The 15,597-nt window shown below is 60.3% G+C and carries 10 protein-coding genes; 4 read left to right on the top strand and 6 right to left on the bottom strand.

Annotated elements, in window-relative coordinates:
* Positions 1 to 46 precede the first annotated feature (46 nt).
* Entirely contained in the window at positions 47 to 484 is a 438-nt protein-coding gene (locus tag NE852_RS29755; RefSeq protein ID WP_008532141.1) for a curlin, read from the bottom strand.
* A gap of 179 nt (positions 485 to 663) precedes the next feature.
* Entirely contained in the window at positions 664 to 2,871 is a 2,208-nt protein-coding gene (locus NE852_RS29750) for an EAL domain-containing protein (RefSeq protein WP_008532143.1), read from the bottom strand.
* Positions 2,872 to 3,601: 730 nt separating this feature from the next.
* Between NE852_RS29750 and NE852_RS29745 the strand changes: the two genes are divergently transcribed.
* From NE852_RS29745 to NE852_RS29730, 4 genes are all read left to right on the top strand, one after another.
* Entirely contained in the window at positions 3,602 to 5,806 is a 2,205-nt protein-coding gene (locus NE852_RS29745; RefSeq protein ID WP_258157172.1) for an EAL domain-containing protein, read from the top strand.
* A gap of 20 nt (positions 5,807 to 5,826) precedes the next feature.
* Entirely contained in the window at positions 5,827 to 7,752 is a 1,926-nt protein-coding gene (locus NE852_RS29740; protein ID WP_052034574.1) for a diguanylate cyclase, read from the top strand.
* 109 nt (positions 7,753 to 7,861) lie between these two features.
* Positions 7,862 to 10,156: an FdhF/YdeP family oxidoreductase gene (locus NE852_RS29735; RefSeq protein WP_008532149.1), complete on the top strand. Its 2,295-nt coding sequence runs from the start codon at positions 7,862 to 7,864 to the stop codon at positions 10,154 to 10,156.
* The gene (locus tag NE852_RS29730; protein ID WP_008532150.1) at positions 10,153 to 10,440 is read left to right on the top strand and encodes a hypothetical protein; all 288 of its coding nucleotides are present in this window, start codon (positions 10,153 to 10,155) and stop codon (positions 10,438 to 10,440) included. The genes NE852_RS29735 and NE852_RS29730 overlap by 4 nt, the downstream gene beginning before the upstream one ends.
* A 13-nt stretch (positions 10,441 to 10,453) precedes the next feature.
* Here the strand turns inward: NE852_RS29730 and NE852_RS29725 are convergent, their stop codons facing one another.
* From NE852_RS29725 to NE852_RS29710, 4 genes are all read right to left on the bottom strand, one after another.
* The gene (locus NE852_RS29725) at positions 10,454 to 11,452 is read right to left on the bottom strand and encodes an AraC family transcriptional regulator (protein ID WP_008532151.1); all 999 of its coding nucleotides are present in this window, start codon (positions 11,450 to 11,452) and stop codon (positions 10,454 to 10,456) included.
* Between the two features lie 1,072 nt (positions 11,453 to 12,524).
* Positions 12,525 to 13,604 carry a glycine betaine/L-proline ABC transporter ATP-binding protein gene (locus tag NE852_RS29720; RefSeq protein WP_258157171.1) on the bottom strand — a complete coding sequence of 360 codons (1,080 nt, stop codon included), beginning with the start codon at positions 13,602 to 13,604 and terminating at the stop codon, positions 12,525 to 12,527.
* The gene (locus tag NE852_RS29715) at positions 13,597 to 14,484 is read right to left on the bottom strand and encodes a proline/glycine betaine ABC transporter permease (protein ID WP_008532155.1); all 888 of its coding nucleotides are present in this window, start codon (positions 14,482 to 14,484) and stop codon (positions 13,597 to 13,599) included. Before NE852_RS29715 ends, NE852_RS29720 begins: the two co-directional genes overlap by 8 nt.
* A gap of 93 nt (positions 14,485 to 14,577) precedes the next feature.
* The gene (locus NE852_RS29710; RefSeq protein ID WP_008532157.1) at positions 14,578 to 15,579 is read right to left on the bottom strand and encodes an ABC transporter substrate-binding protein; all 1,002 of its coding nucleotides are present in this window, start codon (positions 15,577 to 15,579) and stop codon (positions 14,578 to 14,580) included.
* Positions 15,580 to 15,597: the final 18 nt, after the last annotated feature.

The raw sequence follows: 15,597 nt of genomic DNA, 5'->3' as shown, positions 1-15,597 counted from the left end.
ATCTGCTGTTGCGATCCTGACGGCTTTCGCGTTACCGAGCAGCCGCTTACGGGCAGGCCTGGACGAAGGCCGCGACATTGCCGTTGCCACCCTGACTGACATTGGCGCTGCAACCATGGCCGACCTGAACGCCAGCCGCGATGTTGCCATTGCCGTCCTGGGTAAGGATGGTCGTATGGTTGGAGCCAAACTGGCCGATGCCGGCTACGTTGCGGTCGCCGCTCTGATAGGTGGCGCCGTAGTTGTCATTGCCTTCCTGACCCACAGCCGAAAGGTTATGGCGGCCATATTGATGCCCGACAATCCGGTTGTAGCCACCGTTCTGGTAGGTTCTGATCCGGTTTCCGTACCCTTCCTGCGCGCCACCGGCAGAGTTCTGCCAGCCATATTGTTCGATACGCACTTCGTTGGCCATGGTGGGGGCTGCGGCGGTGAGGCCAACGAGAGCGACGAGTGCGGTTGCAATGAAAGACGTGCGGATCATGACTGTGTCTCCTCAGGCGGATAGGACCGCGGTTGAACGTCTTTCTTTTAGACTCGCCCTTTGCAACGGAAGCTGAAGGCACCATTCAGTCGGGGTTCATTCGCAGAGAACTGCGCCCGCTCCCCGCAATTGAAGCGGTAAATAGGTCTATTATGGTGAGCTGTCTGGCGTGCTATCGCCTATGCAGCGACAGGGTTTTCACTGACTGCATGCAGCGCCTGTGCACGCTCCTCAAGGAAATCTCTCACTTTGTCCTGGGGCATCGGCTTTCCGAAGAGATAGCCCTGTAGAGAGGTGCAACCGAGTTCGAGCAAACTATGAGCTTGGCCAAGCTGCTCTACCCCTTCGGCGGTTACCTTCAGTTTAAGCTTTCGAGCGAGGTCGAGGACCAACTCGACAATCGCGAGGCTCGATGCGTCATGAGCCATCGTATCGATGAAACTTTTGTCAATCTTGATGATATCGACTGGTAAGCTCCGGAGGTGGGTCAGCGAAGCGAATCCCGTGCCGAAATCATCCAACGCCACCAGAACACCCCGTTTGCGCAGCCGCTGCAGTGTGCTCGCAACTGTCTCTTCGACACCTTGCATGAACACGGTTTCGGTCACCTCGATCGTAAGCCTGTCGAGCGGAATGCCTCTTGGGCCAAAGGCGGCACTGATGCGGGCTTCTAAATCACCGCGAGTGAAGTCCGCTGCGCTGACATTGAGACCAATGCGTGCGATCGATAGCCCTTGATCAGACCATCTTTGCAAGTCCGCAGCGATTTGGGCGACCATGGTGGAAGTCACGCGGTGGCTGAGATGTGGGTCGTCCAATGCTGCATGGAACTCGCCCGCAGATACGATGGAGCCATCATCTCGCTTCATTCGCACCAATGCCTCGAAGCCGACGACGTCGCCGTTCGCGCTCAGGATGATTGGCTGGTAATAAGGCATCAGCCGGCCTCCCACCAATGCGCGCTCGACCTCCCTGGTCGTTTCGATCCGAGTGGAAATCCGAGTGCGGAGACAGGGTTCGAATTGCACATAGCTGCCCCGCCGCGTTGCCTTGGCGTGATAGAGGGCGAAGTCGGCGTTTTGCGCAAGCGATGCCCCGTCCATAGCGGCCTCGAATATGGCTCCCCCTACGGTGACCTTGGGTATGATCGTGGATCCGTCGACGTGCAGTGGTTGCGCGACAGATTCAATGATGCTGCGCGCCAGTCCTGCCATCTTCCGTGCACTCATATTGTCTTCGATCAACACCGCAAATTCGTCGCCGCCTAGACGAAAGGCCTGGCCGCGGCGGACGGTTCTCTCGGAGAGCCGCTCTGCAACTTCCTTGAGGACGATATCGCCTAAGGCGTGACCGAGCGTGTCGTTGATCTGTTTGAGATGGTCGACATCGATGAGCAACAATCCCACTGACGAAGCTTGCTTTTCGGTGGCCGCATTGAGTTGAGAAACATAGGCAGTCCGGTTTCCAAGTCCTGTCAGGCTGTCGGTGTTCGCAGTCTTGAGGAGGCGACGTTCATATCTCACTCTCTCGGAGACATCCTGAAGAATGCCGAAGAGCCGTCGAGGCTGACCGTCGATCATTTCTATGTCGCTGACGATGTGCACCCATCTGTCTTCGCCTTCCGGCGTTATGATCCTGTATTCTCTGTCGACACCGGTGCTGGCGCCAGCAAGGGCATTCTTTATCCTTGTCCTCACCCCTTCGCGTTCTTCCGGAGCATAACATCCAATCACGATATCGGATGTCAACGGCAGTCCAACTGGCAGGCCCACGGTGCGGTAGATTTGATCCGACCAGACGAGGGCGCCAGTTTGCAGATCCATTTCAAATCCACCGACCTTGGCCGAGCGTTCCGTCTGTTCGAAACGCGCCTGCTTGAGTTCCAGTTCACGACGCTGTTCACTCAACAGCATCGTCTGTCTCTGCTCGCGGATCAACCCGACGGCGACGGTTGCAAGCCGTTCCAGTTTCGCTTGATCTGGCTCGCCGAACTCGCGCGGTTTTGTGTCCATCACACACAGACTGCCGTAACAAATTTCCCCCTCCATCAGGGGCATGCCGGCATAAAACGTTACCGTGGGAGGTCCTGCCACAAAGATGTTTGAGGCAAACCTCGCATCGCGTGTTGCGTCTTGAACGATCAACGCCGAGGCCCTTTCCACGACATGTCCGCAGAAGGAACCGGCGCGGGGCGCCTGTCCGAACGCGATGCCCACCTTGGCTTTGAACCATTGGCGATCCGTATCGACGAGGGAAATGAGTGCGATCGGACAATCGAACATGCAGCGCGCTAGCTCTACGATGGAATCGAACTCTGAGGATGGTGGTGTATCCAGGATCCTCGCTTCGTGAAGCGCTTGAATTCTGCAGATTTCGTCGAGTGGCATGGGCCTATGTCGCGTTGGTTGCTCGGCCGAGCAGTGTGTCAGATCCCTCATGGATCAGACGACCGGATCGATCATCATCCGGCGATGGATATCAAAACTGTTCCCAATTGCTTGCGGTTGTTGCCACAGCATTGCGGGCAGCACCGTCAAGTCTCTGGGGCCCGTGCAGAGTGGATACTGCGACGGATGGGGAAATGCTATTTCCTCAACGATGTTGGAGATTTCCTCGAAGAATTTCGATCTGATCGGTAGAAGGCGACAAACTCTATGAAACTCCTGGCAGCTTTTCATTCTGATTTTATTACGTATGCCTTAAAAAGCATTTAAGCGTTGTTTGTCTCTCCTGAATTCAAGGTCGACAAGAGGATCCGCAATTTTCGCTCGACTATTGGAGCAACTGGTTGAACGGTGAATGAGACGGCTTATTGCCCGGAAGCCCGGGAGACTTCGGCGTTGATGGAGGCGTCGCCTGCGTCTCGAACGTCGATGCCGCCTTACCCTTCGTGGCTGCGATGGTCCCGTAAGCCCTGAAGGGGCGTGGTCCGATTGCGCAAAAATATCCGGATGGCGCACAATTGCGTCGCGAGCGCCCTATCCCCGGGGCAGAGGGCGCGGTTGTTAAGCGTGCCTTATGGCATCGGATGCTAGCGGCTGAACTGCAGCGCGTTGCGGACATGATGTCTTCTGCAGTCCTTGGGCATGACCTTCCATCCGGTTTTGCGTACGTTTCATGTCGTCCACTCTGGCAGGGCGCATTCGCGCTCATACCTCCCCCATCGCCGCGGCGGCCGCCTGCTTTCTGGCCGTGGCATTCCTGCTGACCGGCCTTGAGACGCATGTCGTCATGACGATGATGCGGTCGGCAAATGAAATCGACGATGCGCGCGCCAATCGTGCAGCGCAGGCAGCACTCGATGCGCTTTCAAGCAGGCTCGGGGAGGCCGTCAAGGACAATGCCGTCTGGGACGACGCCTATGCGGCCGTCGGGTCTTCTGCCCCCGCCGACTGGAGCTTCGAGAACTGGGGCAAGCCCAGCGCCAACGATCCGCTCTATGATGCCGCGGTCGTGATCGGCCCGGGCGGCGATACCGTTTCCGCCTTTTTGAAGGGCAGGTCGTTCGAGCCGCGTCACTATTTCGGGAAGGCCTTCGACAGGCAGATCGAGGCTGCCGCAGGCCAGCAATCGACGCCGCTGATCCATTTCTTCGAGACGAAGACCGGCGTCGCGCTTGCCGCATCACAGGCGATCCAGCCCTTCGGCACAACCACCGGGCTTGCCAAGCTCAGTATCCTGACATTCTCCGAGGAGCTGACGCCCGAGGTCATCAACAGGCTCTCGAGGGAGCATGGGCTGGAGGGGTTACGGCTGCAATCGACACCTGAGCCCGGGATGCTCAGCATTGCTGTCACGGACATGGACGGCGGCGCCATCGCCTACCTCGTCTGGCCGAGCAAGGCGCCTGGAAATGCCGTCTTCGAAAAGGTGTATCCTTATATCGCCGCCTCCGTCGGCATTCTCATGCTTTTTCTGATGGTCGCGCTGTTGGCCGGCATGTTCGAGACGCGGCGCCTGCGCCGCGTGGCCGAGGCTGCGCGTTTCGTCGCCAGCCATGACGCTCCGAGCGGCCTGCTCAACAGGCACGGCCTGCTCGAGACGCTGGAACAGATCGACGGCGCAGCGCCTGTGGTGTCGCTCTACGTGATCGATCTCGACGGCTTCAAATCAGTCAACGACGCCTGGGGCCATACTGTTGGAGATGAACTCATCAATATCGTCGCCAACGCTCTCAAGAAATGCCACCCGGAAATCCTTACCACGGCGAGGCTTGGTGGCGACGAGTTCGCGCTGCTACGTCCTGGCTCTGCTGCGGGGAGCGAGATGGAGGAAGCAATCTTCGGGCTCTTTGCCGATCCGTTCAGGATTGGCGACCGGACGATCGAGGTCCGGGCGAGCATCGGGGTCGCGCTTCGAACCGACGACATCACTCCCTGTGAGTTGCTGCGCCGGGCGCGTATGGCCCTTTGCCGCGCCAAGCAAAACGGCAAGGACCAAGTGGTCGCCTATGATCCGGAGTTCGACCGCGAACGCCAACGCGTCGCCGAACTGGAAGGCGGATTGCGAAAAGCGATCAGCAATGGCGTGATCGAACCTGCCTTCCAGCCGCTCGTTTCGGCGGCGACGGGCGCCATCATCGGCCTCGAGGCTCTGGCGCGCTGGCGCAGCGCTGCCGGAAACATCAGCCCCGAGGTTTTCGTTCCGCTCGCCGAAAGATCCGGGCTCATCGATGCGCTCGGCGCGCATATGCTGCGCAGATCCATCGAGCATGCCAGGAACTGGCCGGGCCTTGAGCTGTCGGTCAACGTCTCGCCGGTCCAGCTTTGCAACCCGGATTTCGCGGCGCAGGTGACCGCCATTCTTCAGGAATCCGATTTCGATGCCACCCGGCTGACGCTTGAAATAACCGAAGGCGTGCTGATGACGAGCCCCGATCAGGCCCGCCGCTCCATCGATCAGCTCAGGAACGTGGGCATCAAGTTCGCGCTCGATGATTTCGGCTGCGGCTATGCCAGCATCGGCGCCTTGCGGCAGTTCGGCTTCGACCGCGTGAAGATCGACCGCTCGCTCGTCTCCGGCCTGGAGGAGAGCGAAAGCGGCGTCGGCGTTCTGCGCGCGACCATCGCGCTTGCGACGGCGCTCGGGATTCCCGTCACGGCCGAGGGCATCGAGAACCCGCAGCAGATGGAGACGTTGCGAGACTGCGGCTGCGATCAGCTTCAGGGTTTCCTGATCGGCAAACCCATGCTGCCCTACGAGATTTCGCTCAGACTGCTTCGGGAGAATGCAGGCGCGGACCTTTCGACCGACCGGTCGATGGTTCAGGACGGATCAACATCTGCGAGCAAATACAGCCCGATGGGCCTGCGATTTAACTAAGCTCAAACCAGTGTTGCTCTATGATCAGTGCGTTAAAAGTCTTGGAAGGTGAGATCCACGTGGTGAATGGCATCTGGACGCAATTCGGTGGCAATCTTTCCTTCGTGTGCCTGGCAATTTCGCTGTGGGCGCATTTCTCGACCCAGTTTCAGCGTCATTCGCCCCAGCGGCAAAAAATCGCCTTCGGCATCATAGCCGGTGGCGCCTCTATCGGCTCGATATTGCTTGCTGTCGAATACCATCCGGGCATCTATATCGATCTGCGCTTCTCACCACTTGCGCTGGCCGGCATGTTCGGCGGGCCGATAGCAGCGGTTTTTGCCGTGGTATTGGCGGTGGCTTTCCGTTTTGCCGTCGGCGGCGCGGCAATGGTCGACGGGATCGTCGCGATGGCTGGCGCGACCGGCATCGGCTTGATTGCGCATTTCTGGATTCGGAAGCGCTCGCCTGGTCTCACGGATGTTGCGCTGCTGAGCCTTGCGCTTGCCGGGGTGATTGTCGCATCGATGACGATGCTTCCCACCCTGTCGAGCGCCGATGTGCTGACCGGCGCCGGGTTTCCCGTGACGGCATTGAATTGCCTGGCGACAATGCTGTGCGGTTTCGTTCTCCTGAAGATGCAGCAATGGGAGCTGGAGCGCAGCATATTGGTGACCGCATTTTCGCAGTCGCCCGACTATCTCTACGTGAAGGATAGAAACAGCCGCTTCATCACCGTCAATGAGAACATGATCCGCCTCTACCGTTTCCGGACGACGGCTGAGATGACCGGATTGTCGGATTTCAACCTCTTGTCGCGGCCGCTCGCCGAGGAACTGTATCATCTCGAGCAGCAGGTGATGGAAACGGGCGAGCCGCTGATCGACTGCCCCGAACATATCGAGGGCAGATCCATGCTCGCCTCCAAGGTGCCGCTGCGGGATAAGCAGGGGCGGGTGATCGGTCTTGCCGGCGTGACGCGCGATGTGACCGAGCGTGCCGCGCTGGAGCGGGAGTTGCGCGAAAGCAAGAACCTGCTGTCGCATGCGATGGCCGGCATGTCGGATGGCATCGCCATGTACGACAAAAAGGGTTTCCTCATCTTTTGCAACGAGCAGTATCGCAGCGCGTTTCCGCTCTCGGGCGATGCCCGCGTGGTCGGCGCGCATATCAGCGACATCCTTCGCCGGGTCGCCGAAACGGAGGAGCGACCCGGCATTCCGGAGGACCTCGAGGCGTGGATCAAGGCCGCCACCGCCTCGTTGCACACCAACAAAGACGAGGAAGTTCAACTTCATAATGGCGACTGGCGCAGCATTCGCACAAGACTGGCCGAAGACGGCGCCGCAATGGCCGTCGTTTCGGACATCACAGCGACGAAGGAGGCCGAAATCGCCCTCAGGCTGTCGGCGGAGCAGCTGAGGAATCTTGCCGAGACCGATGGGCTGACGGGTATGGCCAACCGCCGGGCCTTCGACGAGGCTTTCGCCCGCGAGACCGCCGGCAACGCCAGGAAAAACACGCCCTTCAGCCTTCTCATGGTCGATATCGACCGGTTCAAGGCCTATAACGACACCTATGGCCATCCCGCCGGAGACCAGTGCCTGCGTGTGGTCAGCAAGTGCCTGCGCCAGTCCGTCAGCCGGCCGGCGGATATCGTTGCGCGCTACGGCGGCGAGGAATTCGTGGTTCTGCTTCCCGCGACCAGCGCGAAAGGCGCGATGATCGTAGCGGAGCAATTCGCACGTCGCCTGGCCCAGGAGAACATCGTTCATTCCGGCAGCGAGTTTGGGCGGGTGACCGCCAGCATCGGCATATCCTGCGCGACGGGAGCCACCCTGCGGATCAACCCGAACCGTCTCCTGAGCGAGGCCGATGCCGCGCTCTACGACGCCAAGACGCAAGGCCGCAACCGTATTCTCGCCCATGCGTCGGACGAACGGCATGGCATGAAGGACGTCGGCTAAAACGAAATCCTCAGCCGAAGCGGTCCTGTATTCCTGTTGATAGATTTTTTCTATCGAACCATCGCACCTGCGGTCTTGATGTTTTCCGAGCTTCGTCAATACAGGGCGCATGGACACAAAATTCATTGGCAAGAAATCGGCGGCAGCCGGCGGCTGGGGCGCGTTGAAGAGCTGCGGCAAGCAATTGCTTCAAAGCGGTATGCCCATATCAGGGGCGCGAACCATGCTGAAGGCGAACCAGCCTGATGGCTTCGATTGCCCCGGATGCGCCTGGGGCGATCCGGAACATGGATCGTCGTTCGAATTCTGCGAGAACGGCGTGAAGGCCGTCGCCTGGGAGGCGACGGAGAAGCGGGCGACGCCCGCCTTCTTCGCGGCCAACACGGTGTCCGAGCTAAGCCGGCTGTCGGATTACGAGCTGGAGCTCAATGGCCGGCTTACCCATCCGATGCGCTACGACGGGGCGAGCGACCGTTACCTGCCGGTTTCGTGGGAGGATGCCTTTGCCGAGATCGGCGGCATCCTGAGAGGCCTCGACGACCCCGACCGGGCGGAGTTTTACACCTCGGGCCGGGCGAGCAATGAGGCCGCCTTCCTCTATCAGCTGTTCGTGCGCATTTACGGCACCAATAATTTTCCCGATTGCTCCAACATGTGCCACGAGGCGAGCGGCATTGCCATGAAGCAGGCAGTCGGCGTCGGCAAGGGTACGGTGCTTCTCGAGGATTTCGAAGAGGCCGATGCGATCTTCGTGATCGGCCAGAACCCGGGCACGAACCATCCAAGGATGCTCGGCGACCTGCGCCGCGCGGCGATCCGCGGCGCGCGCGTCGTCGTCTTCAATCCCATCCGCGAGCGCGGCCTGGAGCGCTTCGCCGATCCGCAGGACAAGATCGAGATGATGCGCGGCGGTTCGACCGATATCGCCAGCCATTATTTGCAACCGCAGCTCGGCGGCGATATGGCCGCCGTGCGGGGAATGGCGAAGGCCGTTCTGGCCGCCGAAGATGCGGCCGTCGCCGCCGGCCTGCCCTCTGTTCTCGACCATGCGTTCCTCACTGAGCATTGCGCGGGTTTTCAGGAATATCGAACCGCGCTCGAGGCGACCGGCTGGGCTGAGATCGAGGACCAGTCGGGGCTGAGCCGTGAGGAGATCGAAGTGGCGGCCGAGGTCTATATCAAGGCCGAACGGGTCATCTGCACCTGGGCGATGGGCGTCACCCAGCACCTGCATTCGGTCGCGACGATCCGCGAAATCGCCAACTTCATGTTGCTGCGCGGCAATATCGGCAAGAAGGGCGCAGGCCTCTGCCCGGTTCGCGGCCATTCCAACGTACAGGGCGACCGCACGGTCGGCATCAACGAACAGCCGTCGGAGGATTTCCTCGATGCGCTGGAGAAGCACTTCGGCTTTACTGTTCCCCGCAAACATGGCCACAACGTCCTTGCCGCGATCGGAGCGATGTTCGATGGCTCGGCCGAGGCCTTCATCGGGCTCGGGGGCAATTTTGCGCGCGCCACGCCCGACAGCGCGCTCGTCGAAAAGGCGCTTCGGCGGCTCAAGCTGACAGTTCACATCGCGACCAAGCCCAACCATTCGCATCTCATGCCCGGAAAGACGTCTTTCATCCTGCCGTGCCTGGGGCGCACCGAGATGGACCGCGACGCCACGGGCGGCTCGCAGCTGGTGAGCGTGGAGGATTCGATGAGCATGGTGCATGGTTCCGCCGGCATCAATCGTCCGGCCTCGCCGCATCTTCTTTCGGAAGTCGCCATTATCGCCGGCATTGCGGAAAGGGCGGTCGGTTCCGCCGTGGTCGACTGGGCAGAGCTTGCCGGCGATTACGACCGGATCCGCGACCATATCGAGGCGACCATTCCGGGCTTCGAAAATTATAACGAGCGCCTGCGCAAGCCGCGCGGCTTTCATCTGCGCAACGCGGCCTCCCATCGGGAATGGGAGACGCCGGCGGGAAAGGCGTCATTTTCATCAGAGGCGCTTCCCGAGGAGACGGTGCATCAGCGGGCGCGCAAGGGCGAGGGGCGTTTTGCCCTGCAGACGTTCCGGTCGCACGATCAGTACAATACGACCGTCTATGGCCTCGACGACCGGTACCGCGGCGTCTACGGCGAGCGGCAGGTCATCTTCATCCATCCCGATGACCTCACGGCGATGAATGCCCAGGCGGGTGAGAGGGTCGATGTGATCGGCGAGCATGATGACGGCATCGAGCGCATCGCGCGGGATTTCCGCTTTGTGCCCTATGACATTCCAAGGGGCAGCATCGCGGGTTATTACCCCGAACTGAACGTGCTCGTGCCGCTTGGCAGCGCCGGCAAGGAGAGCGATACGCCGACCTCCAAATCGATCATGGTGTCCTTCCGCCGGCGAAACGGCGCGTGAGCGAAGAGCTCTCCGACGCCGACCGGTTTCTCGCGCTCGTCGCCGCGGCGCAGGGGCGGGATAGCCGGCTGACGTCCATACAGGCCGGTCTGCTCGTCGCTGGAGAGTTCGGCATTGCAAGCGACAGCCGCTCATTCGCGCGTATATTGGGGATTGCGCATTCCCTCGTGCTCCGCGAGCTCAATGCACTGGCCGAACACGAAGGCGTGCTTGAGATCGTCAAGCGGGATGCGAGGACGATGAGGGTGCACTATGAGGTGCCGCCGCGGGACGAGACGCTGTAGGAAAACGCGGCCGTCATGGACGGCCCATGCGCTTCCTGGTGTCGGAAGGATTTTCTCCATATGTCGTTTTATAGACTGCGGAAAACCGGCCGAAATGAAAGAAGCCCCATTTGAGGCAGATCGCTTTCATGGTCTCCCTGTTCTCGGGATCAAGCAGGTCCTGGCGCGCCGCGCGCAGGCGAAGCGTCAGCAGATAGACGGCCGGAGACGTTCCCCGGAAGGCGCGAAAGCCGGTTTCGAGCGCCCGGCTGGATACGCCGGCCGCCTCCGCGACCTTCGCCATGGTAATCGGCTGATCGATGTTGGCGTGCATGAATTCGATCGCCTTGCGGACGTGCCGGGGCGCGATCAGGGCGGGCCCTTTTTCCAGGAAGTGCGATAGCCGGTGAGGCAGCAGGCGCACCACCAGATCGGCCAGCGCCTGCGTCATATGGGCCATGGCGAGCGGCGATTGCAGAAGCGGGCCGTCGTCACGCATGCCCGACATGATCGTTTCCGTCAGATTGCCGATCGTCTGGCCGATCGGCGTCGACAGATCCAGTTCGGGCAAGAGGTCGAGAGATCCGCTGAACGGTATTTCGAACGTTTGACCGACGGTCTGGAGGATGACGGACCAATTGATCAGCAATTCGTCGATGACGTTCGATTGCCCGTGCATGATGACGCTGTCCGGCTCGAAATTGTTATAAAGAAGCAATTTCCCTTGACCGGCCTCGGCGATACGGTCGCCATAGGTCACTGCCATGCCGCCGCTGCGCGGCACCACAAGCGACAAATACTCCGCCGTATCAACGGTCGGCTCGATATTGAATTGAAACTCCGCCTCGTGATAGCCGGTGAGCATGACCGCGCTGTTGCTTGCGGAAAAATCCAGCCCCCAACGGAAGCTCTCGGCACGGCCGACAGGTGCGGCATCAAATGCGCCAAAAGCACCGCCGAGGGTTTCGACCATATCGTCGAACGACGAACCGCGAAATCGAAACGAGAATTGCGGGGCGTTATTTTCTGACATGCTGCTCCCATTGTTGAATGCGCGTGTCGACCCCTCTCGACCGCCTGCAGATATAGGCTCGGCGTTTAGGCCGAATTTTTTGATGTACGTCCCTCTTTTTGCGTCGTGCTTTCCCCCCGCTCGTTGTTCTCCGTTGGCCCAGCGCCCGGCAGAGGGCGTGCAGTCGACGAAGGCACACGGGATATTAGCCGATCGGAGCCTGAAGTGCAGCAGGTCATGGTTGAGTTGGTGGATTTTGACGCCAGAACGCCGCGATCACTCAAAATCGCTCATCGCGCCTAAGGTCTTTGATTTTCCCCAGCCGTGATCGCAAAGCCGCTGTCCCCTCGCGCGTGCTGCCGAATGCCGGCATCACGGAAAAGTTGAATCAGGCTGAGGCGGAATTGTCATCAAGAAAACCGCCCCGTTAAACGCTCTGCCGATGGTCCCTTTCCGGCGGGATTTTCTCCCGGCGGGACGGCAGGAATTGACCGAGGTCGAGGCGATTAGCGAAGATCGGGCTGCCGATTTCGACACGGTCTCGGGATGAGACGATCGCGATCAAGCAAAGATATTTCTCTCTGTTCACCGGGGGAGGCTCAAGCGCGGTATCGGCGCAGAGCGGTTGCCTGCCGAAGGTTCTAGTGGACCGCTGAGAGGGCCTCCGGCAGGCAGACAGGCAAGCATACGCACGGGATGAAGTGCGTATGGATGTAGTCCCATCCATCCCGTTGGGGTGATCGATGGAAGGGCTTTGCTTCGGGACCGCAGACCATCATGGCCCTGGTCGAAAGTCATATTATTGTTCCCGGGCCACAGAGCAATTGTCGTACCGCGATATTATCCGCGTCTCTGTCTTTCGTGACGCAGACCGGACTCAATCTGCGCAAATTGTACATTGAGGTACTGTCATGAAGCCGTTGGTCCGGGCGGCCAACCTCCGCGGGAGGAGATCTTGGGTGACCGATTCAAGACGAAGGAAGAGTCCACTTATGGCGCCGCATTCAAAACTGCAATGCCCGCAGCGCGTCCGAAAAGACGCAGTGCGGGCATCGTAAGCCGCGTGGCATTCCGCCTCGCGCCCGCTGTTGCTTCAGAGCGCGACCGAAAGGGGGCTATCGTGCTGAGCTGCCATCTCTTTCGAGTTCACCATCGCGCTCGCGAGCTGACGGATGGTGACGAGACCCAGCGTTTCCCCTGAAGGGGAGACCACCTTGGCATTGCCTTCCGGCGCGGATGCCAGCATCCGGACTGCCTCTTCGACGGTCGTTCCCGCCGCAATCGCCAGTCCAACCGGTGCCGCGCCGGCGTGCAGCGGCGTCATGACGGCTTCGACATGGATGACCCGGCCGCGATTGACCTCCTTGACGAAGTTGGCGATGTAATCGTCGGCCGGGCGCAGCACGATGTCCTGGCTGGTGCCCTGCTGGATGACTTCGCCGTCGCGCAGGATGGCGATCTGGTCACCGAGGCGCAGCGCCTCGTCGAGATCGTGGGTGATGAAGACGATCGTCTTCTTGATCTCTTTCTGGATGTCGAGCAGCACCGTCTGCATGTCGGTGCGGATCAAGGGATCGAGGGCCGAATAGGCCTCGTCCATCAGCAGCACCGGCGCGTCGTTGGAGAGAGCCCGCGCCAGGCCGACGCGCTGCTGCATGCCGCCGGAAAGCTGGTTCGGATATTTCTGCTCGAAGCCTTTGAGTCCGACCCGCTCGATCCAGCGCATGGCGACGTCGACGGCTTTCGCTCGCTCCATGCCCTGCACTTCGAGACCGAAGATGGTGTTGTCGAGGACGTTGCGGTGCGGGAGAAGCGCGAACTTCTGGAACACCATCGCCGTCTGCTGCCGGCGAAACGTCCGCAATTCGGCCTCGTTCATCTTCACGACATCGACGCCGTCGACCAGCACTTCGCCCGATGTCGGATCGATCAGGCGATTGATGTGGCGGATGAGCGTCGACTTGCCCGATCCCGACAGGCCCATGATGACCTGGATGCGGCCGGAGGGGATCTCGACATTGATATCCCTGAGCCCGAGCACATGGCCGTGCTTTGCGTTGAGTTCGGTCTTGGTGAGGCCCTTCTGAACCGCCTCGACAAAGGCGGAGGGGGTGGGACCGAAGATCTTGTAGAGATTGCGGATCTTGATGCCGCCGAAATGATGCTCAGCCATGGACGGTCTCCCGATGCTTCTGGAGCCTTTTGCCATAAGCCTGGCTGACCCGGTCGAAGATGATGGCGATGCCGACGATGGCAAGGCCGTTGAAGATGCCCAGCGTGAAGTACTGGTTGGCAATCGCCTTCAACACCGGCTGGCCCAACCCTTGCACGCCGATCATCGAAGCAATGACCACCATGGCGAGCGCCATCATGATCGTCTGGTTGATGCCGGCCATGATGGTGGGCAGTGCGAGCGGCAGCTGCACCTTGAAGAGCTTCTGCGAGCGCGACGTGCCGAAGGCGTCGGCCGCTTCCAGAACGTCCTTGTCGACGAGCCGGATGCCGAGATCGGTGAGGCGGATCATCGGCGGGATGGCGTAGATGACGACGGCGATCAGACCGGGCACCTTGCCGATGCCCAAGAGCATGACGACCGGGATGAGGTAGACGAAGCTCGGCATCGTCTGCATGACGTCGAGGATCGGATTGACGACGCGCTGCAGCCGGTCGGAACGCGCCATCAGGATGCCGATCGGAATGCCGATGGCGATGGACAGAACCGTGCAGACGAAGATCATCGAGACCGTCCGCATCGTATCGTCCCACATGTCGAAATAGCCGATCAGGAGGAGCGTCACGAGACAGCCGAAGACGATCTTCAGGCTGCGGCTCGCAAACCAGGCGGTGGCGAGGATGATCAAGGTGATGATCGGCCACGGCGTCTGCGTCATGAAACGTTCGGCCGCGATGAGGAAATGCTGAAGCGGGATGAAGAGGTTTTCGATCCCGTCGCCATAGGCGCGGGTAAAGGCGCGAAAACCATCATCGATCGCCTTCTTCAGATTGCGAAGCGCGTCGTCGTTCATATGCGGGAATTTATAAAACCATTCCATTCGGTTCCCCTTTTCTTCAAAGAGCCGTGGCAGTCTTTTTGATTTTATCGGCGGCGAGAAGCGGTGCGCTTTCGCGCACCGCGATAGTCAATATTAAAGCGCAGCTTCGATCTTCTTGGCTGCCTCAGGCGAGACCCACTTGGTCCAGATGTCCTTGTTTTCTTCAAGGAAGTGCTTGGCGCCGTCTTCGCCGGTCGCCTGGTTGTCGGTCATCCAGGCCATCAGCTTGTTGACCGTGTCGTTGCTCCAGGAGCGCTTCTTCAGGTAGTCCATGACCTCGGGGCCGACCTTTTCAGAGAAAGGCTTGGCAACGAGGGTGACGACGTGATCGACCGGCCATGCAGCGGCCTTGGGATCGGCGCAATCGGCAACCGTGATGCAACGCTTCCACTCGGCTGCATCTTCCGGCACGCCGGCTTCGAGCTTGACCATCTGATACTTGCCGAGCAGCGCCGTCGGCGCCCAGTAGTAGCCGACCCAGCCTTCCTTGCGTTCGTAAGCCTTGGCGATCGAGCCGTCGAGGCCGGCAGCCGAACCGGTGTCCACCAGGGTGAAGCCGGCCTTATCGGCGGCGAAGGCCTTGTAGAGCTGCGAGGTGACGACGGTGCCGCCCCAGCCCTGCGGGCCGTTCACGACGGCGCCCTTTTTCGGATCCTCGGGATCGGGGAAGAGTTCCGGATGCTTCAGCGCATCGCCGATCGTCTTGATATCGGGATGGGCGTCGGCGAGATACTTCGGAATCCACCAGCCCTGCACGCCGCCGTCCGGCAGCGGCGAGCCGACCTGAACGATGCGGCCTTCGTCCGTGCCCTTCTTGACGACGTCGGGCAGCAGGTCGATCCAGGCTTCAGGCGCGATATCCGGCTGGCCCTTTTCGGCCATGGAGGTGATGGTCGGGACGGTATCGCCAACGGTGATATCGGCGCTGCAGCCATAACCTTCGTTCAGGATGAACTTGTCCAGGTTGGACAGAACTTCGGCGCTCTGCCAGTTCATGCTGGCGATGGTGACGCTGCCGCATTCGGCGGCGCTGGCGAAAGACGCCCCGCCGATCAGGCCGAACATCAGACACGTCGATGCGAGTAGTTTCTTCATTCTCGTTCCCTCTGCTTA

The sequence above is a fragment of the Rhizobium sp. Pop5 genome (assembly GCF_024721175.1).
Taxonomy (GTDB): Bacteria; Pseudomonadota; Alphaproteobacteria; order Rhizobiales; family Rhizobiaceae; genus Rhizobium.
The sequence above is the reverse complement of the archived record's forward strand: the minus strand, read 5'-3'. Positions and strand labels throughout refer to the sequence as shown.